The organism is Propionicicella superfundia DSM 22317 (assembly GCF_000423465.1).
Lineage (GTDB): Bacteria > Actinomycetota > Actinomycetes > Propionibacteriales > Propionibacteriaceae > Propionicicella > Propionicicella superfundia.
This window is the reverse complement of the sequence record NZ_AUIA01000012.1, coordinates 84,217-108,630: the sequence shown is the minus strand read 5'-3', so window position 1 is coordinate 108,630 and position 24,414 is coordinate 84,217. Positions and strand designations below refer to the sequence as shown.

Annotated in this window: 28 protein-coding genes; 12 read left to right on the top strand and 16 right to left on the bottom strand. The window is 69.6% G+C overall.

Translation table 11 applies throughout. From position 1 onward, the window contains the following. Window positions 1–23 precede the first annotated feature (23 nt). On the bottom strand, window positions 24–2,057 hold the full coding sequence (gyrB, locus tag G555_RS0101420) for a DNA topoisomerase (ATP-hydrolyzing) subunit B (protein ID WP_051208198.1): 2,034 nt from the start codon (window positions 2,055–2,057) through the stop codon (window positions 24–26). Window positions 2,058–2,414: 357 nt separating this feature from the next. Here gyrB and G555_RS0101415 point away from each other — a divergent pair, with 357 nt between their 5' ends. Next, window positions 2,415–3,047, top strand: a complete 633-nt coding sequence (locus tag G555_RS0101415; protein WP_028707497.1) for a hypothetical protein — start codon at window positions 2,415–2,417, stop codon at window positions 3,045–3,047. Window positions 3,048–3,198: 151 nt separating this feature from the next. Here G555_RS0101415 and G555_RS0101410 read toward each other — a convergent pair whose 3' ends face one another. The 9 genes from G555_RS0101410 to dnaA form a co-directional block, all read right to left on the bottom strand. After that, window positions 3,199–3,504, bottom strand: coding sequence for a helix-turn-helix domain-containing protein (locus G555_RS0101410; protein ID WP_028707496.1), 306 nt, complete (start codon window positions 3,502–3,504; stop codon window positions 3,199–3,201). Between the two features lie 2 nt (window positions 3,505–3,506). After that, window positions 3,507–3,854, bottom strand: coding sequence for a type II toxin-antitoxin system RelE/ParE family toxin (locus G555_RS0101405; protein WP_028707495.1), 348 nt, complete (start codon window positions 3,852–3,854; stop codon window positions 3,507–3,509). A 196-nt stretch (window positions 3,855–4,050) separates the two neighbouring features. Continuing rightward, on the bottom strand, window positions 4,051–4,554 hold the full coding sequence (locus tag G555_RS0101400; RefSeq protein ID WP_028707494.1) for a hypothetical protein: 504 nt from the start codon (window positions 4,552–4,554) through the stop codon (window positions 4,051–4,053). Then, the gene (locus tag G555_RS0101395; RefSeq protein WP_028707493.1) at window positions 4,551–5,102 is read right to left on the bottom strand and encodes a hypothetical protein; all 552 of its coding nucleotides are present in this window, start codon (window positions 5,100–5,102) and stop codon (window positions 4,551–4,553) included. The genes G555_RS0101400 and G555_RS0101395 overlap by 4 nt, the downstream gene beginning before the upstream one ends. After that, window positions 5,099–6,433: a hypothetical protein gene (locus G555_RS0101390; RefSeq protein WP_156887368.1), complete on the bottom strand. Its 1,335-nt coding sequence runs from the start codon at window positions 6,431–6,433 to the stop codon at window positions 5,099–5,101. Before G555_RS0101390 ends, G555_RS0101395 begins: the two co-directional genes overlap by 4 nt. Window positions 6,434–6,448: 15 nt before the next feature. Next, window positions 6,449–6,985, bottom strand: coding sequence for a DciA family protein (locus G555_RS0101385; RefSeq protein WP_084634505.1), 537 nt, complete (start codon window positions 6,983–6,985; stop codon window positions 6,449–6,451). Next, a complete protein-coding gene (gene recF / locus G555_RS0101380; protein WP_028707490.1) occupies window positions 6,972–8,114 on the bottom strand; it encodes a DNA replication/repair protein RecF in 1,143 nt (380 codons plus the stop codon). Before recF ends, G555_RS0101385 begins: the two co-directional genes overlap by 14 nt. Before the next feature lie 7 nt (window positions 8,115–8,121). Then, entirely contained in the window at window positions 8,122–9,279 is a 1,158-nt protein-coding gene (gene dnaN, locus G555_RS0101375; protein WP_028707489.1) for a DNA polymerase III subunit beta, read from the bottom strand. A gap of 530 nt (window positions 9,280–9,809) precedes the next feature. Beyond that, window positions 9,810–11,279, bottom strand: coding sequence for a chromosomal replication initiator protein DnaA (gene dnaA, locus G555_RS0101370; RefSeq protein ID WP_084634504.1), 1,470 nt, complete (start codon window positions 11,277–11,279; stop codon window positions 9,810–9,812). A 259-nt stretch (window positions 11,280–11,538) separates the two neighbouring features. Between dnaA and rpmH the strand changes: the two genes are divergently transcribed. The 10 genes from rpmH (at window position 11,539) to G555_RS17150 (ending at window position 17,939) form a co-directional block, all read left to right on the top strand. Then, window positions 11,539–11,676 carry a 50S ribosomal protein L34 gene (rpmH, locus tag G555_RS21620; protein WP_084634503.1) on the top strand — a complete coding sequence of 46 codons (138 nt, stop codon included), beginning with the start codon at window positions 11,539–11,541 and terminating at the stop codon, window positions 11,674–11,676. A gap of 12 nt (window positions 11,677–11,688) precedes the next feature. Next, window positions 11,689–12,033, top strand: a complete 345-nt coding sequence (gene rnpA / locus G555_RS0101365) for a ribonuclease P protein component (RefSeq protein ID WP_028707487.1) — start codon at window positions 11,689–11,691, stop codon at window positions 12,031–12,033. After that, on the top strand, window positions 12,030–12,332 hold the full coding sequence (yidD, locus tag G555_RS21615; protein ID WP_084634502.1) for a membrane protein insertion efficiency factor YidD: 303 nt from the start codon (window positions 12,030–12,032) through the stop codon (window positions 12,330–12,332). The genes rnpA and yidD overlap by 4 nt, the downstream gene beginning before the upstream one ends. Then, a complete protein-coding gene (gene yidC / locus G555_RS17175; protein WP_245581156.1) occupies window positions 12,329–13,537 on the top strand; it encodes a membrane protein insertase YidC in 1,209 nt (402 codons plus the stop codon). The genes yidD and yidC overlap by 4 nt, the downstream gene beginning before the upstream one ends. Further along, complete coding sequence (locus G555_RS17170; protein ID WP_036920593.1) at window positions 13,534–14,073, top strand: Jag family protein; 540 nt, start codon at window positions 13,534–13,536, stop codon at window positions 14,071–14,073. Before yidC ends, G555_RS17170 begins: the two co-directional genes overlap by 4 nt. Next, window positions 14,070–14,717 (top strand): 16S rRNA (guanine(527)-N(7))-methyltransferase RsmG, encoded by a 648-nt coding sequence (gene rsmG / locus G555_RS17165; RefSeq protein ID WP_084634501.1) that lies wholly within the window; start codon window positions 14,070–14,072, stop codon window positions 14,715–14,717. Before G555_RS17170 ends, rsmG begins: the two co-directional genes overlap by 4 nt. 81 nt (window positions 14,718–14,798) lie before the next feature. Continuing rightward, window positions 14,799–15,557, top strand: a complete 759-nt coding sequence (locus tag G555_RS0101345) for a formylglycine-generating enzyme family protein (protein ID WP_028707486.1) — start codon at window positions 14,799–14,801, stop codon at window positions 15,555–15,557. A gap of 175 nt (window positions 15,558–15,732) precedes the next feature. Continuing rightward, window positions 15,733–16,626: a ParA family protein gene (locus G555_RS17160; RefSeq protein ID WP_036920588.1), complete on the top strand. Its 894-nt coding sequence runs from the start codon at window positions 15,733–15,735 to the stop codon at window positions 16,624–16,626. 14 nt (window positions 16,627–16,640) lie between these two features. Then, window positions 16,641–17,528: a ParB/RepB/Spo0J family partition protein gene (locus tag G555_RS17155; RefSeq protein WP_036920587.1), complete on the top strand. Its 888-nt coding sequence runs from the start codon at window positions 16,641–16,643 to the stop codon at window positions 17,526–17,528. 30 nt (window positions 17,529–17,558) lie between these two features. Next, window positions 17,559–17,939 carry a DUF3817 domain-containing protein gene (locus G555_RS17150; RefSeq protein ID WP_245581155.1) on the top strand — a complete coding sequence of 127 codons (381 nt, stop codon included), beginning with the start codon at window positions 17,559–17,561 and terminating at the stop codon, window positions 17,937–17,939. Window positions 17,940–17,948: 9 nt separating this feature from the next. Here G555_RS17150 and G555_RS0101325 read toward each other — a convergent pair whose 3' ends face one another. From G555_RS0101325 to G555_RS0101310, 4 genes are all read right to left on the bottom strand, one after another. Continuing rightward, window positions 17,949–18,947, bottom strand: a complete 999-nt coding sequence (locus G555_RS0101325) for a zinc-binding alcohol dehydrogenase family protein (protein WP_211223126.1) — start codon at window positions 18,945–18,947, stop codon at window positions 17,949–17,951. Between the two features lie 69 nt (window positions 18,948–19,016). Continuing rightward, window positions 19,017–19,802 (bottom strand): SURF1 family protein, encoded by a 786-nt coding sequence (locus G555_RS17145; RefSeq protein ID WP_051208161.1) that lies wholly within the window; start codon window positions 19,800–19,802, stop codon window positions 19,017–19,019. After that, a complete protein-coding gene (locus tag G555_RS0101315) occupies window positions 19,792–20,772 on the bottom strand; it encodes a D-alanine--D-alanine ligase family protein (protein WP_028707484.1) in 981 nt (326 codons plus the stop codon). Before G555_RS0101315 ends, G555_RS17145 begins: the two co-directional genes overlap by 11 nt. Before the next feature lie 9 nt (window positions 20,773–20,781). Beyond that, window positions 20,782–22,101 carry an aminotransferase-like domain-containing protein gene (locus tag G555_RS0101310; RefSeq protein WP_028707483.1) on the bottom strand — a complete coding sequence of 440 codons (1,320 nt, stop codon included), beginning with the start codon at window positions 22,099–22,101 and terminating at the stop codon, window positions 20,782–20,784. A 15-nt stretch (window positions 22,102–22,116) separates the two neighbouring features. Here G555_RS0101310 and G555_RS0101305 point away from each other — a divergent pair, with 15 nt between their 5' ends. Next, the gene (locus tag G555_RS0101305; RefSeq protein ID WP_028707482.1) at window positions 22,117–22,779 is read left to right on the top strand and encodes a hypothetical protein; all 663 of its coding nucleotides are present in this window, start codon (window positions 22,117–22,119) and stop codon (window positions 22,777–22,779) included. Between the two features lie 46 nt (window positions 22,780–22,825). Here the strand turns inward: G555_RS0101305 and trxA are convergent, their stop codons facing one another. Both trxA and trxB read right to left on the bottom strand, forming a co-directional pair. Next, window positions 22,826–23,149, bottom strand: a complete 324-nt coding sequence (gene trxA, locus G555_RS0101300; protein WP_028707481.1) for a thioredoxin — start codon at window positions 23,147–23,149, stop codon at window positions 22,826–22,828. A gap of 97 nt (window positions 23,150–23,246) precedes the next feature. Continuing rightward, window positions 23,247–24,182, bottom strand: coding sequence for a thioredoxin-disulfide reductase (trxB, locus tag G555_RS0101295; RefSeq protein WP_028707480.1), 936 nt, complete (start codon window positions 24,180–24,182; stop codon window positions 23,247–23,249). Window positions 24,183–24,414 lie beyond the last annotated feature (232 nt).

Genomic DNA, 24,414 nt, shown 5'->3' with positions numbered 1-24,414 from the left:
TCCCTTGGGCGTTGGTGGGTCGATCAGATGTCGAGGAAGCGGACGTCCTTGGCGTTGCGCTGGATGAAGTGCCGGCGCTGCTCGACGTCCTCACCCATCAGGATCGAGAACATCTCGTCGGCGGCGGCCGCGTCGTCGAGCGTCACCTGCAGCAACGACCGCTTGGCCGGATCCATCGTGGTGTCCCACAGGTCCTCGGCGTTCATCTCGCCGAGGCCCTTGTACCGCTGGATCGGATTGACGTTCGGCAGCCTCTTGCCGGCCGCGAGGCCCGCGTCGCGGAGCTGGTCGCGCTGAGCGTCGTTGTAGGCGAGCTCGTGCGGCGCGTTCGACCACCGCAGCCGGAACAGCGGAGGCTGCGCCAGGTAGACGTGACCGGCCCCGATGAGCGGCTTCATGAACCGGAACAGCAACGTGAGCAGCAGCGTCCGGATGTGGGAGCCGTCCACGTCGGCGTCGGCCATGAGGACGATCTTGTGGTAGCGCAGCCGATTGATGTCGAAGTCGTCGTGGACGCCGGTGCCGAGCGCGTTGATGATCGACTCGACCTCACGGTTGGCGAGGATCTTCTCGGCACGGGCCTTCTCGACGTTCAGGATCTTCCCGCGGATCGGCAGGATCGCCTGGATGCGCGGGTCGCGGCCGCCCTTCGCCGAGCCGCCGGCCGAGTCGCCCTCGACGATGAAGACCTCGCACTCCTCGGGCTCCGTCGACTGGCAGTCCGACAGCTTGCCGCGCAGCCCGCCGCCGAGCAGTCCCTTGCGGCTGCGCGCCATGTCGCGCGCCTTGCGGGCCGCCAGACGGGCCGACGCCGCCGCCTGCGCCTTCTTGATGATCTCGCGCCCGTCCGACGGGTTCTTCTCGAACCAGTCCCCGAGCTGGTCGTTGACGACGCGCTGCACGAACGACTTCACGTCGGTGTTTCCGAGCTTGGTCTTCGTCTGCCCCTCGAACTGCGGCTCGGCGAGCTTCACGGACACGATCGCGGTCAGGCCCTCGCGGATGTCGTCGCCCGAGACGCGGTCCTCCCTCTTCCTCACCAGGCCCCACGTCTCACCCCACTTGTTGACGGTCTGGGTGAGCGCCGCGCGGAATCCCTCCTCGTGGGTGCCGCCCTCGTGGGTGTTGATCGTGTTCGCGAACGTGTGCACGGACTCGCTGTACGTCGTGTTCCACTGCATCGCGATCTCCAGCGCCAGGCGCTGCTCGGGAGAATGCGCCTCGAACGCGATCACGGAGCCGTTGATCGTCTCCCGCGCCCCCGTGAGGTAGCTCACGTAGTCGATGAGGCCCGCGTCGAAGCGGAACGTCTGCGTGCGAGGCTCCTCGGGCTCGTCGCTGGCGTACTCCTCGCCGTCCTCGTCGGACGGCGACTCCGGAGCGGGCCGCAGATCCTCGATGCTGATCGTGAGGCCCTTGTTGAGGAAGGCCATCTCGCGGAACCTCGTGACGAGCGTGTCGTAGGAGAACGTCGTCGTCTCGAAGATCTCGGGAGACGGGTAGAACGTGACCGTCGTCCCCGTCTCGGACGTCGGCTCCAGCCGCCGCAGCGGCCCCTCCGGATCGCCCAGGCCGAAGCTCTGCTGCCAGTGGTACCCGTCGCGCCGGACGTCCACGATGAGCTTGTAGGACAGGGCGTTGACGACCGAGACGCCCACGCCGTGCAGGCCGCCCGACACCTTGTACCCGCCGCCGCCGAACTTGCCGCCCGCGTGCAGCACGGTCAGCGCGAGCGTCACCGCGGGGATCTTCTCGGTGGGGTGCTCCTTCACGGGGATGCCGCGCCCGTTGTCGACGACGCGCACCCCGTCGCCGGGCAGGAGCTCCACGGTGATCGTGTCGCAGTACCCGGCGAGGGCTTCGTCGACCGAGTTGTCGACGACCTCGTACACGAGATGGTGCAGACCGCGCTCGCCGGTCGAGCCGATGTACATGCCCGGCCGCTTGCGGACGGCTTCGAGACCTTCCAGGACGGTGATCGCGCCGGCGTCGTAGGACCCTTCCGCCACGGTCGTCGCGGCGGCTCCCACCTCGACGTCGGGCACGGCCCGACTCACGTCTTCCGTCACAGGGTGCACTCCTTAAGCAGTTGCTCGAAGGCCGGGAAGGGGCGCCCCGGGTAAGGGGGTGGATGACCTCCGGGCCGCCATTGCCGAAATCGTTTCTAGTCTACCCGAACAGAGCCTCGGACCCCGCCTATCAAGGGCCATCGGGCCGCCGAATCGGGTTCGGCCGCGCGTCGAAGCCCCCGTGGAGCCGCTCGCAGGGGTGGGGCCATGGTCGGATATGGCCCTCGCGCCGCCGAGGGCTCACGCGCGCGCTGAGCCTCATCCGCGACGAGTCACCCCATGCGATCGTCTCCCCGGGCCCGGCGCGGGTCCAGTGGCGCGCCCCGCGATCACTAGGCTGCCCCCATGAACCGGCCCGCGGCGACCTGGTACGACACAGGTCCTCTCGCGACGGACTGGCCTGCGCCCGGCCCGCGCCGCCGGCCTCTTCCGGCGGTGATCGGACTGATCCTCGTCCTTCTCGTGGCGACCGTCTGGGCCTGCGGCGGCTTCCGCGAACGGACCGGACGCTTCCCGCTGGTCGCCGCGGGGACGACCGTCGAGACAGGGCAGCTCCGGGTGACGTTCACCCACGCCGACGCACGCACCTACGGCTCCAGCGGCGACGAGTGGGTCGTGACCGTGTACGGCCGGTGCGAGAACGTCTCCGACACGCCGCTGGAGCCGTCCAACACCGACGCGTTCGGCGGCAACGTCCTCGGCACCGAGGTGTACCGCTATGCCGAGCTGCTGCGGTTCGGCGGGCCGGGATCGGGCGCGACGCTCGACCTCAACCCGGGCGTGCAGCCCACCCGATGCGAGCTCAGCTATCGGTTCCCGCGCAGCACCGGGCTGACCGATCGCTTCGTCGTCGCCGTCCTCGACCTCGTCTGGAAGGACAACACGATCACCGGATCGGGCGAGTATTCGTGGGTGCAGCGCAGCACGGGCGTGAGGCTCGCCGTCCCCCTGGTGGTACTCGAACCGTCCGGTTCGTGACACTCGCGGCGCACGTAGCCGCGCCCTCGCTGCCCGAGCTGCCGCACTCGCCGGGCCTCCGTCACCGCCGCTCTCGAAGAAGGCCTCACCGAACTCGACCGCCACCAAGATCCGCTCTTCACCGAGCCAGGAGACGGGTTGGTCTTGTGAGTCAGCTCGCGGCGGCCATGTCGATGTTCAGGTGCAGATTCAGCGCGTGGGCGATCCGCCAGAGCATCGAGACGGAAGGCACCTGTCCGCCGTTCTCGATGGCAGAGATGACCGACTGCGTGGTGCCCATGCGACGGGCCAGCTCGGTCTGGGTCAGCCCGGCGGCCGTGCGGGAGGCGTAAACCAGCTCCGCGAGCCGGAGCCGCGCTTCCTCCTCGGTCTCGGCGGCGTCGAATCGGGCGCGCTCGTCGGGGGTCATGGCGGCCAGGGCCTCGGCCTCGGCCTCGCGGAACGGTGTGGTCTTCATGGTCACTTCCCCTTCTTCTGGGTCTTCTTGCGTTCGGCTTCGTGTGCCGCCTGGGCTCGGCGGGCTCGCAGGATCTCCGCTCGCTCGTTCTGGCGCCGCTTGCGGAATGTCGTCAGCGTGACGGCCTGACGTTCGGGATCGAGCACGTACGTGACCCGTCGTGCCACGCCCTCGCACGTGAACCGCAGTTCGCGTAGGCCGCCGCTGAGCTGCTTCGACAGCGGCATACCGAGCATGTGCCCTGCCTCTTCCAGTCGGGAGAACACACGACGGGCTGCTGCCTTCCCCTCGGGTGTCAGTCCCCGGTACCAGGCCAACACCTCGTCGGAGAACTCAACCGTCCATCGCATATTTGGAGTATATCAAGACCCCGATATCGTGACTAGCTGATATCGTCGTGAGGTGTCGGTCTCTTCGGCGGTATCGGTGGCTCGAACGCGGTTCCGAGGGCTCGCACCCGGGCTACTGCGCGACGTCCTCGCGGCGTTGTGCGCGCTCGGGCCCTGGAGACCGTGGAGCCGGCCTAAGTCGAAGAGTCCGGCGAGCTCAGGCCGGCGGGGGCCGCAGCAGCGGCCCGGTGCTCGTCGTGGAGACAGCCACGCCCGCCAGTCGGCCCAGTGCGGCCTCGGGGACGACGAAGACGGCGGCGAACGTGACGGGCGCGGCCGTCGGGGCGCTGGGGCATCGCTCGTCGCCGTAGGTCGACGACGACGCGGCCCACGACCGACCGTCGTCCTGGACCAGTCGCAGCAGGCACACCAGCGCGTCGTCGTCGACGATCGACGCCTCCAGGGTCGCCACGACGTACACGGCCCCGTCGCCGGGATCGTCCTCGTACCGCGTGAGGCTCCTGGACCGGTACAGGCCGAGCAGCCGGATCGACCCGTGCTCGGTCACGTAGGCCTCCCCGGCCTTCACGGGCCGGTAGTCCGTGTGGTCGTACCCCGTCGAGATCACCCGCGCCACGAACAGCGCCGTGAGGGCGAATCCCGTCGCCACGACCGCCCAGGTCAGCAACCACCACTGTCCGCGCGTGTACCGAGCCTTCACGAGATCACCTGCTGCGCCGGGCCCGCCGGGACATCGACGGTCACGGGCGGCGCGAACGCGTCGACGACGGCCTGCTCGACGCCCAGGTCGTACTCGGGGACGTTGTGCACCGACGTCAGCACCGCCGGCTGGGTGAGCCGCAACCGCGACCCGACGAGGGCCTCGCGCGGGAGCTCCACCACGAACGCGTCGGCGGTGTAGAAGCCCGCCTGCGGCACGACGACACTGCTGCGGGCCGCGAACACGCGCCCGCCCGAGACGATCTCGGCGTCGAGGGTCCCTCCGCCGCGCAGGCCCCGCACGGCGATCCTGGCGTCGACCACGAGGAAGACGTCGGCGGTCCGCGCGACGAACGCGCCGTCGGCGGTGAGGACGGTGCCGAGACGGACCTGGCGCGCCGAGACGGCCAGCCCGTCCTCGAACACGAACTCCTCGCCGACCTCGCGGGAGACCCGGACCGCCGTGTCGTCCGTCGGCACGACGGACACGAGAAGCGAGGCCACCAGGCAACTCGCGACGAAGAGCAGCACGGTCGCCAGGCGCCTCATGCGCGCTCCTCCGCGGCGGGCAGCGGCGCGGCGGCGCCGGCCTGCGCCCGGAACCGTTCCAGACACACTCCGAACGTGACAGCCAGCAGGCTCACCCGCAGCGGCTCGACGACGGCGACGCGGAGCGCGCCCGCCACGACCTCCAGGCCGAGCCAGGCCGTGAGCGGACGCCCGCCGATCGCCAGCACGAAGCCCGCCTCGACGAGATCCCCCAGGACCTGCGTCACCGCGTACAGCACGATCAGGGACGAGAGGGTCGGCACCCCGGCCTTCAGGATCAGCCGCAGAGACTGAAGGGTCGGCAGGTACTTGTCGTCGACGTCCCCGAGGAACGCCTCGGACAGTTCCAGTCCGAGACGCCGCCCCCGGCCGGACCCCGTCGCCAGTCGTGCCTCGGCGAGATGGGCACGGCGTTGCTGGCGACGCGTGAGGGGCACGGCCGCCGTGAGCGGGCGGCCCTTGCGCCACAGCTCGGCCAGCGACAGGACTCCGGTCCCGTACACGAGTGCGGCGACGGCCAGCCACAGAACGGGCGCCCCCACCGCCGTCACCACGGCCGGCCACGCCGTCTCGACGACGAAGGTCCACGCGTCCGCGACGATCTGGGGCAGGTCGATCCGGATCAGATCGCCGACGGCGCGCAGCCCGTCCCAGGGCACCTGCAGCCAGCCGGCCACCGCCCGGTCTCCCAGCCAGGACCACCCTGTGGCGAGGAGCTTCGATCCGCTCAGGATCACCAGCAGCATGAAGAAGCCCTCGATGAAGGCCGCGCCGAGCCCCAGCGCGCCGATCCCGGTGCGCTCGTGGAGCAGGTCCAGCCCGCGCCGGACCAGGTAGGCGACGACGACGATCACCACCAGCTCGACGCCGTTCTCGAGACTGCTGAGGGGGTTGAGCTTGTCGGTGAGGCCGTCCGAGCCCAGCCCGTTGACCAGCACCGCGTTGGTGACGAGCCGGTCCGCGGCCCGCTGCACCGTGTTGAAGACGGCGTAGATGCCGAGGAAGGGCAGGATCGTCACCGCGACCTGCTGGAGCACGGGCTGCGTGACCCTCACCTCGGGCGAGAGCTCCTCCATGTGCAGCAGCCGACCGGCGATCGCCAGGCATGCGACCGTCGCGGCAAGGACGCTCAGCAGCCCGGCCGACACGATGAACAGCGCCACGAAGGCGTTGGCCGGGGCGGCGATGGCCGCGACCCGCAGGCACGCCTGGAAACCGAACCACCCGAGCAACGAGAGGCACACCAGGTGCGGGAGGAGCCGCCACCACACGCGCACGGTGCGCATGGCGAGCTCCCGGCTCTCCCCTGCCCACTCTCGCAGCACCGTCATAGCCCCGGATGCTAGTCAGCCGTAGGTGTCGCGCGGACCACGACCCCCGCGAACGGTCCGTCTGCCATGCCTCCAGTCGGGTGCGTCAGGCCCGAGGATCCGCACCGACTCGACCTCTCCCTGCCCGAGCTCCGCGTTCAGGCGCGCGACGAGCTGAGCGGCCATCGTCCGCAGGGACGTCGCCCAGGCCGTGGAATCGGCCCTGATCGTCAGCACCTTGCCGGTGAGCCGCTCGGGGTCGGAATGCTGGGCGACCTCGGGACCGACGATCGCCGCCCATCGCCCGAAGACGGCCTGCACGGCGATGTCGCGCTCCCAGCCTTCGGTCCGGATCACGTCGTCGAGCGCCGCCGCGAGCGGCTCGGGGTCGGCCCTCGTGTCGGCCGGGGCCCGTGGCGCCTTCTTCCGGCGGCCGGAGGTCGCCTTCCCGCCGATGCCGGTCGCGAGCCTCCGGGCCAGCTCCAGCCCGGTCGGGTCGTGGACGCCCCCAGGAGCGGTCGTCCCGAGCGTCTCCGGCGCGACATCGTCCGGCTCGTCGTCAGGATTCGACACCGGGGATCACCTCCCCGTCGTGGACCTGGAACCGGGCCCCGCGCAACGCCGCGGGAACGTCCTCGGGCACGGCCGCGGTGATGAGCACCTGCTCCGCCGCCGCGACCTGCGCGGCGAGCCGGTCCCGGCGCGTCGCGTCGAGCTCGGCGAACACGTCGTCCAGGACCAGCACGGGACGGCCGCCCTCGGCCAGCAGCAACTCGTTCGCCGCGAGTCGTAGCGCCAGCGCCAGCGACCAGCTCTCGCCGTGACTCGCATAGCCGCGCGCGGGGAGATCGCCGATCGTGAACGTGATGTCGTCCCGGTGCGGGCCGACGAGGCACAGACCGCGGGCGACCTCGTCGCCGCGCCTGGCGCGCAGGGACGCCCCGAGCGCCGCGGCGAGTCCGGCCGGATCGACCGAGTCGGGCAGGTCGACCCGGGAGGCGTACGCGGCCGCGACGGCGTTCTTGACCGGCGCGATGGTCTCGTACGTCGCCTGCAGGTAGGGGTGGAGCTCGGCGAGGGTGCTGAGCCGCGCAGCCAGCAGCTCGCCGCCGTGGCGCGCCAGTTGCCCGTCCCAGGCGTCGAGCGTGATCGCGACATCGTCGGCCTCGGCGCGCCGTGGATTTCCGCCGAGCGATTTCAGCAGCGCCGACCGTTGCCGCAGAACCCGCTCGTAGTCGGCACGGACGCCGGCCAGCCGTGGCCACCGGGTGGTGACGAGCTCGTCGATGAACCGCCGCCGCTCGGCCGGGTCTCCCTTCACGATCGTCAGGTCCTCCGGCGAGAACACGACCGTCCGCAGGATGCCCACGATCTCGCGCGCCCGCCGCACGGCGGACCGGTTGAGACGGGCCCGGCCGGCCTTGCCCGGCGTGATCTCGACCTCCAGCAGGACTTCCCGGTCGTCGTCCACGCCGGCCTGGGCGCGGACGCGGATCACGGCGCCCGCAGCTCCGGCCCGGACGAGGGGCACGGTGCTGGAGACGCGATGCGAACCGCCGGTCGAGATGTACTCGACGGCCTCGACGAGGTTCGTCTTGCCCTGGCCGTTCGCTCCCGTGAACACCGTGACCCCCGGGCCGAGGGCGATGTCGGCCGACTCGTAGGAGCGGAAGTTCGACAGGGAGAGGTGGCGGACGAACACGATCCGGTTACTGCGGCAGCCGCATGAGCATGATGACGTGCCGGTAGTCGGCCATCGGCTCGCCGTCGAGCTCGGCCAGTCCCGTCAACAGGCATGGCTTGCCCGGCGCGGTGAACGAGAACTGCACATACGGGGCGTCGAGCGCTCCGAGCGCATCCGCGAGGTAGTGGGGGTTGAAGCCGGCGGCCGTCATGTTCGCGTCGGCCACGTGCTCGGTCACCGTGGCCGGGATCGCCTCCACCGCCTGCGCCTGGTCGCCGGTCGCCGCTTCGAGCGTGATGGACTCGTCCTCGATCAGCATCCGCAGCGAGGTGTTCCGCTCGGCCACGAGGGCGACGCGCCGGACGGAGGCGATCACCTCGGCCGTGGTGGCCCGCACCGTCACCGCCGGGGTGATGCTCATGAGGTGACGGACCTTCGGGAACTCGCCGTCGAGCAGCCGCGTCGTCGTGTGCCGCATCCCGCCGGCGCCGTGGCCCTCGAAGCCGATGATCCCTTCGCCGAGGGAGCTGTTCGACAGGCTGAGCGTCACCGTCTCGCCCGAGACCATGGATTTCGCGGTGTCGTTGAGGACACGCGCCGGAACGAGTGCCGCCCCGCTCGCCGCCGGGGTCGCCGGAGTCCAGGGGATCTCCTTGAGCGCCATCCGGTAGCGGTCGGTCGCCAGCAGCGACAGCGTGTCCTCGGAGATCTCCATCCGCACGCCGGTGAACACGGGCAGCAGTTCGTCACGGCCGGCGGCGACGACGACCTGGGCGACGGCTTGGGCGAACACCTGGCTCTCGATGGAGCCGGTCGCCTCGGGCATCTTCGGCAACTGCGGGTAGTCGGCGACGGGCAGGTTCTGCAGCGTGAACCGCGCAGAGCCGCACACGAGGGTCGTGCGGGTCTCGTCGGAGGAGATCTCGACCGGCTTCGCGGGAAGGGAGCGGGCGATGTCCGCCAGGAGCTTGCCGGACACGAGGGCCGTTCCCTCGTCGGTGACCGTCGCGGCGACCTTCACCTGTGCGGACGTCTCGTAGTCGAAACTCGACAGCGTGACGCCGTCGGACGACGCCTCGACGAGCAGCCCGGCCAGGATCGGTGCGGCCGGGCGCGCGGGAAGGCTGCGGGCCGCCCATTGGACGGCCTCGGCGAGAACGTCGCGTTCCAGACGGATCTTCACAACTGCCCCCTTGCGGCTTCGACATCGTGACTCGTGCGCCGGATGGCGAGGTCACGGGCCCTCGCATCATATCGCGAGGGGGCTTGGGGGCAGGGACGACCGGAGGACCGGGCGTGAGCGCGTGGGCGGGAGGAGGGGGACACGCTCCACAGGAGGGCGCCGATGTGATTTCTGATAGAGAGGTGAATTATCAATTCGTCTTCTCAGTAACGCCCGTGGATATGTGGACAACTCGGTGGATGACGTAGTGGGACGCGAAACGGGCGTCCACACGGGCTGTCGGTAACCCGAAACTACACGGGGAGGATCTTGGGACGGAGCGAGCCCTTCCGGACACCGGTTCGCGGTGTCCACGGTTATCAACAGGGTTGTCTACAGGTGTGTCGATCGGTCGGGGACGCGGGTGGGCCCGACGTTGTTGCCAAAACCCCTTGTAGGAAAGGTCGCCGACGGGCGTGCGCGGGGATACGACGCAGCGGGAGTCCGGCAAACGACGGACACGCGCTGTGGAAAACAAGCCGAGGAGGCGGTCAGTCGCCGCCCACGTGCTTCAGCCGGTTCGTGAGCTCGGCGACCTGGTTGAAGACGATGCGCCGCTCGGCGAGCAGGTGACGGATCTTGCGATCGGCGTGCATGACGGTGGTGTGATCGCGTCCGCCGAAGAACTGCCCGATCTTCGGCAGCGACAGGTCGGTGAGTTCACGACACAGGTACATGGCGATCTGGCGGGCGTTGACGATCGCCTGTGTGCGGCTGGCGCCGCAGAGGTCGTCGACCGTGGTGTTGAAGTACCGTGCGGTCTCCTCCATGATCTCCGCCGGCGTGATCTCGACGGGCTGATCGCGCGGGATGAGGTCCTTCAGCACTTCCTCCGCGACGGCGATGTCCACCTCTTTGCGGGTGAGACTGGCCAGGGCCGTGACGCGGATGAGCGCGCCTTCGAGTTCGCGGATGTTCTTGTCGATCCGGCTGGCGATGAACTCCAGGACGTGGTTGCCGACAGACAGCCTCTCCTGGTGTGCCTTCTTGCGCAGGATCGCGATGCGGGTCTCCAGGTCGGGCGGCTGGATGTCGGTGATGAGACCCCACTCGAAGCGGCTCCGCAGCCGCGGTTCGAGGGCCTCGAGCGACTTGGGCGGCCGGTCGGAGGTGAGGACGATCTGCTTCTGCATGTTGTGCAGGGTGTTGAACGTGTGGAAGAACTCCTCCTGCGTCTGGATCTTCGACTCCAGGAACTGGATGTCGTCGATGAGCAGGACGTCGACGTCGCGGTAGGTGCGGCGGAACTGCGCCGTGCGGTTCTCGGAGATGGCGTTGATGAAGTCGTTCGTCAGTTCTTCGGTGGAGACGTACTTCACGCGGGCCGTGGGGTAGTAGTTGCGGACGTAGTGGCCGACCGCGTGCAGCAGGTGGGTCTTGCCCAGTCCGGAGTGACCGTAGATGAGCAGCGGGTTGTAGGACTTGCCGGGAGCCTCGGACACCGCGGCCGCCGCGGCGTGCGCGAATCGGTTGGAGTCGCCGATGACGAAGGTGTCGAAGGTGTACTTGGGGTTGAGCCGGTCGCCACCGAGCGGGGGCGGCGAGGAGGGGCCTCCGGAGATGGGCGGCGCGTCGACCTGTTCGGGCTCGGCCGGCTCGGATCCGTTGGTCTCGGCCGCCTCGACCGTCAGCTCGGGCATGACCGTCACCCCGAGTCGTATCTCGTGCCCGTAGTAGTCGGTCAACTGGGCTTCGATGTAGGAGCGGTACTTGGATTCGATCCGGTCGCGCAGGAAGTCACCCGGAACGGCGACCATGAACAAGGACTCGTGGACGGTGATCGGCCTCGTCTGCTTGAGCCATGGTCTCCACGGCGCCTCGGCGTGATCCCACACCTGTCGCCACGCGGCGGCGAGCTGCTGGTCGGAGACGGATTGGCGGGCAGGGAGATCGCCGCTGTCCGTGGCTTGGCTCACCTGCACCTCCATCGACGGCTCGTTGTACACAGGCTTATCCACCATGTGCACGCGTGGATGGAACCTCGTGGGCAGCGGGGTAAGGCCAGGTGCGACACGTTAGCAGAGGCCTCTGCGTTTGCACCCGCCTCACAGAATAGTCCGGTCATTCTGCGGCGTGTCGCTGGACAAGTCGTGAATCAGGCGCCCAGGTTGCCCGATGCGGTGGTGGCCACGTATCGTTGTTCAGTCACTGACGTCAGTGGCTCTGTGCCCGGGTGTACAGAGTTCCTTCCCAGCTAGCAGCAAAGTTCGAGGTCGACTCGTGAGTAAGCGTACGTTCCAGCCGAGCAATCGCCGCCGCAGCCGCACCCACGGGTTCCGGCTCCGGATGCGCACCCGTGCGGGGCGCGCGATCCTCAGCGCTCGCCGCAAGCGTGGCCGCGTCCGTCTCGCGGGCTGACCGACGCCTTCGGTGCTCCCCGCGGTCCATCGACTCACCACACCGTCCGACTTCCGCACCACGGTGCGGCGGGGAGTCCGAATCAGTCGGCGGACCATGGTCGTGCACGCGCACCTGAGCGACGTCCCACCCACGCGGGTGGGATTCGTCGTCTCCAAGTCCGTGGGCAACGCCGTCGTCCGCAACCGGGTGAAGCGCCGCCTGCGTCACCTGGCGCGGCCCGGAGTGGAGACGTCCCCCCCGGTGAGCGTCGTCGTCCGTGCGCTGCCGGCCGCGGCGAGCCGGCCCGCTGAGCTTCCGGGCGACTTCGCCTCGGCTTGGTCGGAGGCGCTGGAGCGGTTGGGGGTGAGGCCGTGAAACGCCTTCTCATCGCTTTCATGAAGGCCTACAGGGCTGTCGTCAGCCCGCTGTACGGCCAGGTCTGCAAGTTCCATCCCACCTGTTCGGCGTACGCGCTCGAAGCTCTCGAAGTACACGGCGCGGCGAAGGGGAGTCTGCTGGCGGCGCGACGGCTGGTCCGCTGCCATCCCTGGTCCCTGGGTGGGTACGATCCCGTCCCCGGCAGCGAGCGCGAGAGAGCCTGGCTTGCGCGGCTGGAGGCGGAAGCACGGTCTTCGAGCGGGGCGAGCGCGCCCGCGGATAGGGGTACGTCTTGATCCCGGCACTCATCCCGATGGACATGTGGTCGGACTTCCTCGGTGTCCTGAACGCGGCGATGGAGCCCTTGTACTGGGCGGTCTCCGGGATCGTCGTGCTGGCGCACTGGCTGTTCTCCCAGTTCATGGATCCCGACTCCGGGTGGACCTGGACGCTGTCGATCATCTTCCTCACGGTCGTGATCCGGTCGCTGATGATCCCGCTGTTCGTCCGGCAGATCAACTCGTCGCGGAAGATGCAGTTGCTCGGGCCGAAGATGCGCGCGCTGCAGGAGAAGCACGGCCACGACCGGGAGCTTCTGGCGCAGAAGCAGATGGAGATGTACCGGGAGGAAGGCATCAACCCGATGGCTTCCTGCTTCCCGTTGATCGTGCAGATGCCGATCTTCATCGCGCTGTTCACGGTGTTGAGCGGGGCTGCGAGCGGTACGCCTCACGGCGCATGGCTGCGGGACAATGAGGCGCTGGTGGCGTCCCTGCAGAACGCCGAGATCCTCGGCGCGCGGATCTCGGACCGGTTCTGGCCGCTGACGGGCTTCGGCAGCGTGCAGATTCTCGCGCTGGTCCTGATCCTCCTCATGACGGGTGTGCTCTTCATCACCCAGTTGCAGCTCATGAGCAAGAACATGCCGCCGGAGGCCATGGAGGGCCCGATGGCGCAGCAGCAGAAGATCATGCTGTACGCCTTCCCGGTGATGTTCGCGATCGGCGGCGTGAGCATGCCGATCGGCGTCCTCATCTACTGGCTGACGTCGAACGTGTGGACGATGGGACAGCAGTACCTGCTGATCCACAACAACCCGGCTCCCGGGACTCCGGCCTACCTCGACTGGGAGGACCGGATGCGGCGCAAGGGCAAGGACCCTGAGGTCGTGGCGGCGAAGAGGGCCGGCAAGCTGAAGGGGAAGGCTCGCCAGCCGGAGACGACGACGAGCGCGACGGGCGTCGTCCGCCAGGGGCGCGCCGAGTCGTCGCGGAGGGGCGATTCGGGCAAGCCGGTCGCGGCGAAGAGCGGGTCTGCGGCGCCGAGGGGCCCGAAGGAGAAGACGGCGGCGGCCACGGACGACGCGACGGACGTGGCCGAGGGTTCGCCGGAGAAGAAGCAGGTGCAACGACAGCAGCCGTCCCGGCAGAGCCGGGCCAAGCGGAAGGGCCGGCCGGTGGGGCAGGCGTCCGCGGAGAACACGCAGGAGGGGATCGAGTGACGCAGGACGTCGTCAACGAGGCGGAGCCGGTCGCGGAGGCCGCGCAGCCGAAAGGCAAGGAGGCCCTCTGGAACGAGGGCGAGGTCGCCGCGGACTACCTGGAGGAGTTGCTGGAGATCGTCGATCTCGACGGTGACATCGACATCGACATCGAGGGTGGACGCGTCCACGTGTCGGTCGTGACGGATCCGGAGGAGTCGACGGGCCGGGACCCGGCGATCCTGGTGGGCAAGGAAGGCGAGGTCCTGGAGGCCTTGCAGGAGCTTTCGCGGCTGGCGGTGATGACGCTGACAGGTCATCGGAGCCGTCTCATGCTGGACGTGGCGGGGCATCGGCAGAAGCGGCGCGCGGAACTGCAGTCCATCGCCGCCGAGGCGATCGTCGACGTGAAGGAGTCGGGCGAGGAGGCCCGCCTTTCGCCGATGAATCCGTTCGAACGCAAGATCGTGCACGATGCGGTGGCCGCCGCGGGGTTGACGAGCGAGTCCGAGGGCGAGGAGCCGCACCGTCGGGTCGTGATCCTGCCGGCGAAGTGATCGAGGCCGACGCCGCGGCAGGCGACATCGCGTCCGATGTGTTCGGTCCGGGCCTCGCGACGGCGGAGGCGTACGTCGAACTGCTCCGGACGGTCGGCGTCGAGTGGGGTCTGATCGGCCCCCGGGAGTCGGCGCGCATCTGGGAGCGTCACATCTTCAACAGCGTCGCGGTGCGAGAGGTCGTCGCGCCCGGGGTGTCGGTGGTCGATGTGGGGAGCGGCGCGGGGCTCCCGGGGATCCCGCTGGCGATCGCTCGGCCGGACCTCCGGGTGACCCTGCTCGAACCGCTGCTGCGGCGGGTGACGTTCCTGGAGAGGGTCGTCTCGGAACTGGCGCTCGGGGAGCGCGTGCGGGTGGTTCGGGGCCGTGCGGAGGACTGGGGCCAGGAGGACGGTCGCTTCGGGGCGGTGGTCTCGCGCGCGGTCGCGCCGCTGGACAGGCTCGTGGGGTGGACGCGCGGGCTGCGCTCCCCCGGCGGAGCGATCTTGGCGCTGAAGGGTTCTCGTGCGGAGTCGGAGGTTGCGGCCGCGGCGGCGATGCTGCGGACGTGGCGCCTGCAGGCCGACGTGGTGGAGGTTCGGGCCGATGTGCGGTGCGAGGCGACACGAGTGGCTCGGGTCACCGCGCTGGCGCGGGGCAAGTAGCTAGATCTATATGTCGATATATAGCCGATCCTCCCGCAGCTCCCTCTGCCGCCGGTGAGGAGCGACGGTGCCGGCGGGCGCATGCCGCCCGACCTGGTCTCGCTCCCCGCTGGGTCCGTGTCGCTGTGGGACGCGAGGCGGAAGACGCGGCGGATGGCGACGCTCCGGGGCTTCGCGCTCGGGCGGACGCCGGTGACGTGGGCCCAGTATTCCAGCGTGCTGGGGATCGCGATCCCCGAAGGTGAGGTCGGCGACGCGCCCGCGCACTCGGTCTCGTGGCTCGATGCCGCTTCGTGGTGCAACGCGCTGTCCGGCGGCTGCGGTCTGTCGCCGGTCTACCGTTTCGGCGGGGGCGGCCCGAGGTGGGACGTGAGCGCCGATGGGTTTCGGTTGCCGACCGAGGCGGAGTGGGAATGGGCGTGCCGAGCCGGCACGGACGGGCCGCGCTACGGGTCGCTCGCGGACGTCGCGTGGACCGCTGCGGACGGCGTTGAGGGAGCGCAGTCGGTGGGTCGGAAGGTGCCGAACGGGTTCGGCTTGTTCGACATGCTGGGGAACGTGTGGGAGTGGTGCTGGGACCACATCGACCCCGCTCGGTACGCGGACTATCGCGTGCTCCGCGGCGGGGGCTGGGCTGACAAGCACTGGAGTGTCCGTGCGTCGGTGCGCCGGGGCAGCGCGCCCGTCGCGCGGCTGGACGATGTCGGGTTCCGTGTGGCGCGGGGAGCTGTCGGGGCGGCGGAGGAGCATGCCGCCCAGGGATGGTCGGATCAGGTGGATCGCGAGCGGGCCGGCCTGGGCGGCCCGGTGCCGCTCGGCTGGACGTCGCTACGGCCGTAGCGAAGGAGCTTCGCCCGCGCCGAGGGCTGAGTCTCGCTCCGCCAGGCGGCGATACGCGTGCGATCGGTGCGGGCGGACGCGCGGCGACGGGATGGACGGACAGGCGGCGGGCCGAAGACGGCCCCGCGCCGGGGGTCCGCCGGGGTGGTCGCGTGCTCCGGTAGGGTTGCGACAAATGGACGATCTGATCGCGCGACGGGCGGCCTTCGACACCGCGGAGTTCCCGGAGGAGGGGCTTGAGGTGGACGACCTGGCCCACGAGCCCGATGTTTCACGTGAAACATCGATGCGCATTCCGCCGAGTCCGCGGATCATCGTCGTGGCGAACCAGAAGGGCGGCGTTGGAAAGACGACGAGTGTCGTCAACATCGCCGCCGCGATGGCGCTGGAGGGTCTCCGCGTCCTGGTCATCGACCTGGACCCCCAGGGGAATGCATCGACCGCGCTGAACGTCGAACACCGCGAAGGCGTCGCTGGTACCTACGAAGTCCTGATCGACGGCGATGACATCATCGCGCACGTGCAGCGCTCACCGGAGTCGGACAACCTCTGGGTGCTCCCCGCCACCCTCGATCTTGCGGGCGCCGACATCGCTCTGGTGAACATGCACGGCCGAGAGACACGGCTCCAGCGAGCGCTGCAGCAGTTCCTGATCGACGCCTACGCGGACTACATCTTCATCGACTGCCCGCCCTCATTGGGGTTGCTGACGTTGAACGCACTCGTGGCGGCGCGGGAGATCATGATCCCGATCCAGTGCGAGTACTACGCCCTGGAGGGCGTGACCCAGTTGCTGCGCACCATCAACATCATCAAGGGGAACCTCAACGACCGGCTGGAGCTCACGTCCGTGCTGCTCACCATGTACGACGCGCGGACGCGCCAGGCGCAGCAGGTCGCCGACGAGGTCCGCGCCCACTTCCCGCAGACCTTGAGCGCGGCGATCCCCCGGTCGGTGCGCGTTTCGGAGGCGCCCAGCTACGGGCAGAGCGTCATCACATATCATCGCGCCTCAGCGGGAGCCCAGGCGTACCTGCAGGCCGCGACGGAGATCGCCGCGCAGGCGTGAGCGGAGGAGACGACATGAGCCGAACGCAACGCACCGGACTCGGGCGAGGGCTGGGAGACCTGCTCGCGTCGACGGAGATCTCCGAGCCGGCCGCGGACTCCCCCAGATACGAGACGATCCCCATTGCCGACATCGTGCCGAACCCGCGTCAGCCGCGTCGGGAGTTCGACGAGGACGAGCTGGCCGAGCTGAGCGCGTCGCTCCAGGAGCTCGGGCTGCTCCAGCCGATCGTGGTCCGGCCGCGGAAGCCGGACGGGTACGAACTCGTGATGGGTGAGCGCCGGCTCCGGGCGGCGACGGAGGCCGGGTGGCGCAGCATCCCGGCGATCGTGCGGCGTACCGAGGACGCCGACATGCTCCGGGACGCCTTGCTGGAGAATCTGCATCGAGCCCAGCTCAACCCGTTGGAGGAGGCCGCGGCCTACGAGCAGCTTCTTCAGGACTTCGACTGCACGCAGGAGGAGCTCTCTGCGCGCATCAAGAGGAGCCGACCTCAGATCTCGAACACGATCCGGCTCCTCCGCCTGGCCCCCGGTGTCCAGCGCCGTGTCGCGGCCGGGGTCCTCAGCGCGGGCCACGCGCGAGCGCTGCTCGGATTGGACGACCACGAGGCGCAGGAGCGATTGGCGGCCCGGATCGTGGCCGAGAACCTGACCGTCCGCGCCGCGGAGGAGCTCGTGGCGCTGTCCGCCCACGCGAAGACTCCCCGCCGGCCGCGCCCGGCACGCGAACCCGACCCGCGCGCGCGGGAGATCGCCGACGGGCTGTCCGAGCGCTTCGACTCGCGCGTGAAGGTGGAGGTCGGCAAGAACAAGGGCCGGATCGTGATCGAGTTCGCCGACGACGAAGACCTGCGCCGAATCCTCACCATCATCGAAAGCGATCAATCTCTTTATCGATAAACGGATAATCCGACCCGGATGGAGGAATCCATGGACGTGAAGGCAGTGAGAGGCGCGCTGCTGCGCTATCGGATCATGGCGTACATCGTGGGCGTCCTCCTCGTCGTGCTCATCCTCGTCGGCATGCCGCTGAAGTACCTGGGCGGGAACGGCATCGTCGTCACCGCCACCGGGATGCCGCACGGGTTCCTCTACATGGTGCTGCTGCTCGCCGCGTACGACCTGGGCCGCCGCGTCGACTGGCCCTGGTCGCGGATGCTGTGGATCATGCTCGCCGGGACCATCCCGTTCGTCACGTTCGTCGCGGAGCACTACGCGACCAAGGACGTCCGGGCACGCATCGCCGCCCATGAGGCGGCCTCCCCGGGGGGCGGCTCCGGCGTCGAGGGAGCGGCGGGAGCGACTGCCTGAGGACGCCGGTCAGAACTCGACGACGATCTTGCCCGTGGTGCGTCCCGTCTCGATCAACCGGTGCCCCTCGCGGAGCACATCGGCCGACAGGCCGTGCAGGACGGTTCCCAGCGTGGTCCGCAGCGCACCCGCGTCGACCATGCGCGCCACCTCCGTGAGCAACTCGTGCTGCCTGATCCGAGACGCCGTCCGGTACACGGGCCTGGTGAACATCCACTCCCAGTGCAGGGCGATCGACTTCTGCTTCAGCGCCTGCGCGTCGAAACCGCTGTCGATCATGACCAGATCCGATTCGGGGGCCATCGCCCGGAAGAGCTGATCCTCCAGGCCCTTCGTGTAGGCCGAGAAGACATACCGCACGCCGTCCGGAGCCAGCCCGAGCACCTGATCGGCCAGCGGGATCGTGTGATCGACGACATGGTGTGCGCCGAGCTCGGTCACCCAGGCCCTGGACTCGGGTCGGGAGGCCGTCGCGATGATCTCCAGCCGCGTGAGCTGCCGCGCGAGCTGGATCACCATCGACGCGACTCCGCCCGCGCCGCCCAGCACCAGGAGCGGGGACGGCTCCTCGCGTCCGACCTGGAGCCGGTCGAACAGGCCCTCCCAGGCGGTGACGGCGGTCAGGGGGATCGCGGCGGCCTCGGTGAAGCTCAGCGACGCGGGCTTCAGCGCGACGATCTGTTCATCGACGGCCTGGAACTCGGCGTTCGAGCCGTTGCGGAAGACATCGCCGGCGTAGAACACCTCGTCGCCCGGCTTGAACCGGGTCACGGCGGGACCCACCTCGGCGACGACCCCCGCCGCGTCGTACCCGAGCACGCGCCCGTCGGGGAAGTCACCCGACCCGATGCGTTGTTTGGCGTCGACGGGGTTGACGGAGACGGCTCTCACCTCGACGAGGATGTCGGTGGCGCCCGGAACCGGACGGGCGAGGGTCAGATCGATCAGGGACTCGGGGTCGGTGACGGGACGGGCCACGCGATACCCGACGGCGCGCATCGTGCTCATGCATCGACTCAAGCACCCTTCGACGCGAGGGGCAAGCACTCCCGGAGGAAACCGGCCTTCGACAACGGCTTATAGGGGCTCGCCCCGGCCTCCGGAGGAGGAGGACGACGCCGGCGCGGGGACCGCTGCGGAATCGGCGGACGCGCGTGTCGACGAACCGCCCATGGTGCGCCCGACACCGGTGGAACCCGTTCCGATGTCGCGGGCGATCTTGAGCGAGATCCCGATCGCGAACGCGGCGAAGGCCCACCACTGCACGGCATACCCCTCGTTGCGGATCGAACCCTCCCCCTCCGGCAGCGCCAGCGACGCACCCGACAGGCCGAGGGCGGCGGCGTCGTCGGAGCCGAGGGTGAGATAGCCGGGCATGAGCTGCTGCGGCCACCGCTGAGCGAGCACGGGAAGGCGGACGGCGGCCACCTCGCCGGATTGCAGACTCGGGGCCGGGTCGGGGGTCTTGTCGGAGGCGAGGAACACGCCCGTCACCGACGCGTCGCCCTCCGGGACCGGCACCTCGCCCCCGTCGCCCGGGACGCCGAGCACGACGGGGAGCACGCGACCATCGGCGAGCCGCAGGGCCGCGACGAGACGGACACGGCCGTCGGAGTCCCGCGCGACGACCTGCTGATCCGGAAGGTACGTGCCGGTGGCGGTCACGGGCCGCCCGTACCCGTCGGACACCGAGCTGTCGGGAGCCACCACCGAGCTCAGCGCGACCGGTGCGAGGTGCGCGCGCTCCTCGGCCGAGGCGGATCCCTGGTCCATGAAGACGCGCATCTGCCACAGCCCGAGCAGGCTCATGACGGCGGCGGCGGCGACGCCGACCGCGAGGACGAGCGCCTGCCTACCCCGCATGGCGGCTGAGATGCCGCTGCCTGGCCACCCGCACGAGGTCGAGACACAGCGACGCGAGACCCAGCCCCGCCGCCTCGATCCCGAGCGGCACGGTGGACGTCTCCGTCAGACCCGGGGCGACGTTCGTCTCGATGAAGACCGGCCCGTCGGGCCCGACGATGATGTCGGCCCGAGACAGCTCGGCGAGGTTCAGCCGGACGTGGGCCGACACGGCCATCTCGGCACACTCGGCCGCGACGTCCGCATCGATCTCGGCCGGGACGATGAACCGCGTCTCCCCGGCCGTGTAGCGCGCGGTGTAGTCGTAGGCGCCGGAGCGCGGACGGATCTCCACGGCCGGCAGGGCCTCCGGCCCCGAGCCGCGGTCGATGACGCCGACGGCCACCTCGACGCCGTCGATGAACTCCTCGAAGACGACCACCGGGCTGTAGCTGAAGGCGCCGACGATCGCCGCCGGCAGCTCACTGGCCTGGGTGACCTTCGAGTAGCCCAGGGCCGAGCCGCCCCGAGCGGGCTTGACCACGAGGGGGAAGCCGAACTCCTCGGCCAGCCGGGCGATGAGCGGCTGCGCACCCAGCTCCTGGAACATCTCCTGCGGCAGGGCCGCCTGCCGCGGCACCCTGACCCCGGCGGTCGCGACGACCGGGGTGCAGATCGACTTGTCGAAGGCGAGCCGGGCCGCCGTCGCGGACGCGCCCACGGTGGGGACGTCCAGCAGCTCCAGCACCTGCCGCAGCGAGCCGTCCTCGCCCACCCCGCCGTGGACGACGGGGAAGACGACCGGGTCGCTCGCCGTCTGCAGCATCCAGAACAGCTCCGGCGTGACGTCGGACTCCAGCACCGAGCAGCCGAGGTCGCGCAACGCCTGCGCCACGCGCCGTCCGGAGCGTAGCGAGACATCCCGCTCGTGGGACAGCCCGCCGGCGAGGACGACGATCGTCCCGTCGAATTCGGAGGCAGCAGCACTCATCGCGTTTCCCTAACTGATGTTCGGAGCCGGGGCGCCCGTGGCGTCGATGTGTCGCGGGACGTCGACCCCGAGCCCGAAGGTCTTGTGGATCTCAAGCTCATTGTGCAGTACCTCGCCGAGCCGCCGGGTGCCTTCGAGAATCCTCTCGGCGGTGGGGAAGCAGAACGACAGCCGCATGTTGCGGGAACCGAGGCCGTCGGTGAAGAACGCCGTGCCGGGCACATACGCCACCTTGGCGGTCACGGCGCGCGGCAGCAGGGCATACGCGTCGATGCCCTCGGGGAGGGTGACCCACACGAAGAACCCGCCGCGGGGATGCGTCCAGGACGTCCCCGCCGGCATGTGCTCGGCGAGCCCGGTGAGCATGGCGTCGCGGCGAGCGCGGTACATGTCGCGGAAGGCGACGATCTGGCCCTTCCAGTCGAAGTCCGTCATGTACTGCGAGATGACGAACTGCGAGAACACCGGCGGACACAGGGTCGCCGCCTCCTGCGCGATGAGGAGCCGCTCGCGGACGGCGTGGGGCGCGAGCACCCAGCCCACACGGAAACCCGGGGCGAACGTCTTGGAGAAGCTGCCGAGGTAGATGACGTTGTCGCCGTCGAGGGACCGGATCGCCGGCGTCGGCTCGTCGGCGTCGAGCTGCAGCAGCCCGTACGGGTTGTCCTCGACGATCAGCAGATCCTCCTCGCGGGCGACGGCGAGCAGGTCCCGGCGCCGCTCGAGGGACTGGGTGATCCCCGACGGGTTCTGGAAGTTCGGGACCGTGTAGAGGAACTTCACCTTCTTGCCGGCGGCGCGCAGCGTCCGGATCGCGGTGCGCAGGTCGTCGGGGCGCAACCCGTCGTCGTCCATCGCGACGTGGTGGATCTCCGCCTGGTAGGAGTTGAACGTGCCGATCGCGCCGACATAGGTCGGGGCCTCGGCCAGGACGACGTCGCCCGGATCGCAGAACAGCCGGGTCACGAGGTCGAGCCCCTGGGAGGAGCCGCAGGTCACGACCACGTCGTCGGGGTTGGCACGGATCCCTTCGAGCGCCATGACGTCGCAGATGCGCTCGCGCATCACCAGTTCGCCCTGGCCCGAGCCGTACTGCATGGCCTGGGTTCCGTTCTCCCGGATCAACCGGTCGACGGCAGCACCGAGTTCGATCCGCGGCAGATCGGCGATGTTGGGCATGCCGCCGGCCAGCGAAACGACCTCGGGCCGATTCGCGACCGAGAAAAGAGCTCGGACGGCGGATACGGACATCCCGTGGGTTCGCTCTGCGTAATGGTCGACGTACGTGTCCAGGACGGTGTCCCGGTGCAGCGGATCTGGTAGATGCACCCGTCTAGAGTAGACATGTCCCGCGGGCAGGCCGGGGACATCCAATTCCAGCAGGAGCGCGCGTCCATGCGGACTGTCAGCATCGGCTACGGACAGGTGGCGGGCCTGCCGCGCTGCCGGGCCGACTGCCTCGCGCGCGTCGAGGCGAACCTGCGCTGGGCCACGGCGGCCGAGTCCCGCTGGGGCGCGTGCGGGCTGGCGGTCGTCGATGACGACATCGTCGGATACGCCCTCATCGCCCCCTCGTGGCACGCCTCCGACATCGCTGCGTGGCAGACCGCGCCGGGCCAGGACGACGAGACCGACAGGCCGAGCGCGATCCTCGTGGCGCAGTGGGTCGACTCGCACGCCCACGGTCTCGACGTCCACCGGCTGCTGATCGACGGCATCGCGGCCCGGCTCGTCCGGACCGGCGATCTCGTGCTCGACGCGCGAGGTGCACGCTTCCGGCCGACCTGCCTGTGCCCGAGCGTGCGCGTCCTGCAGCGGTGCGGATTCCAGATCGAGGCCGAGCATCCCGTCACGCCGCTGCTGCGCCTGGACCTCGACCGAACGGTGCGGCACCGAGCGCGGCCGGGGTTGTGGGGCAGGGTCGTCACGGCGATCCGGCGCCCCGACCTGCCCCCTGCGCCGGCCCAGCGCCTGTGCGACGGAGGGAACGGCGGGGGTCGCCGGTGAGCGGGAGCCGGGAGAGGTCAGCCCCTCCCGGCACGGGTCGAACGCGTCACAGGTACTCGTCGAGCGCGCGCAGCAGCGTGGCCTTCGTCTTGCCGCCCTGGAAGGCCTTGACGACCTGCCCGCCCACGAAGATCTGGATCGTCGGCAGGCTGAGCACGCCCTGCTGAGCCGCGGTCTGGGTGTTCACATTCGTGTCGACCTTGGCGAAGGTGATCTTGTCTCCGTACTCGCCGGCGAGCTCCTCGATGATCGGCGAGAGCTGCTTGCACGGCGCGCACCAATCGGCCCAGTAGTCGACGAGGACAGGCTTCGACGAGGTCAGGACGATGTCGGCGAAGGTGGCGTCGGTCACATCTTGTACAGCGCCCATCGAGGGGCTCCCTTCTCGGCGGTTGGTCTCGGTCAGGGGACCATTCTGGCAAACACGGCCGACAGATCCGCGGATCGGCCCGGCCGGGCGGGCGGCGTCAGGACGCCAGCGAGGTGAGGTACCGTTCGGCGTCCAGCGCGGCCTGGCACCCGGTGCCGGCCGCCGTGATCGCCTGCCGGTAGGTGTGATCCACGAGGTCGCCGCACGCGAACACCCCGGGGACGTCGGTCGCGGTGGAGCCGGGTGCCGTCAGCACGTACCCGGCGGCGTCCAACTCGACCTGGCCGCGCACGAGCTCCGACCGGGGTTCGTGCCCGATCGCCACGAAGACGCCCGACACGGGGAGGTGGGAGGTCTCGCCGCTCACGGTGTCGGTGAGCGTCAGTCCGGAGACGGACGCGTCGCCGTCGACGGACGAGACGATCGAGTTCCAGCGGAAATCGATCTTCGGGTCGCGCGTCGCCCGGTCGATCATCACCTTGGACGCGCGGAGCTGATCGCGGCGGTGAACGACGGTGACCGACGTCCCGAACCGGGAGAGGAATGTCGCCTCCTCGAGAGCGGAGTCCCCGCCCCCGATCACGGCGATCGGCTTGTCGCGGAAGAAGGCGCCGTCACACGTCGCGCACCACGAGACACCTCGCCCGGAAAGGCGGTCCTCGCTCTCCAGCCCGAGCCGTCGGTAGCCCGATCCCATCGCGAGCACCACAGCGCGGGTCCGGAACTCCTTACCTTCCTCCGTGGTAACAACCTTCACATCGCCGGTGAGGTCGACGCTCACGGCGTCCTCCGAGACGAGTCGTGCACCGAAACGCTCGGCCTGCGCACGCATGTTCATCATCAGATCGGGGCCCATGATCCCCTCGGGGAAACCGGGGAAGTTCTCGACCTCGGTGGTGTTCATCAGCGCTCCGCCGCTGGTCAGCCCGCCTTCGACGACGATCGGTGAGAGATCGGCGCGTGCCGCGTAGATGGCGGCCGTGTACCCGGCCGGGCCGGAACCGATGATGACCAGGTCGGAAATCCCGCTCACGTGTCCTCCGTTTTCGCTCGTGCCAAGTCTCGCACCGCCCCGTGCCTCCCGAGTGCGGAGACACGCCCCCGGTAACCGGGGCGAGGGACCTCGACCGAGCGGTGACCGGAGCCGGTGGTACCGGCTATGGTGGAGAGCGGTGACGTGGCAGTGTCACCGCTCGTTCTAGAACGACCTGGAGCGAGGCTTTGTTCCATCAGGGCAGATTGAGCCTGTCAACTACAAGGACGTG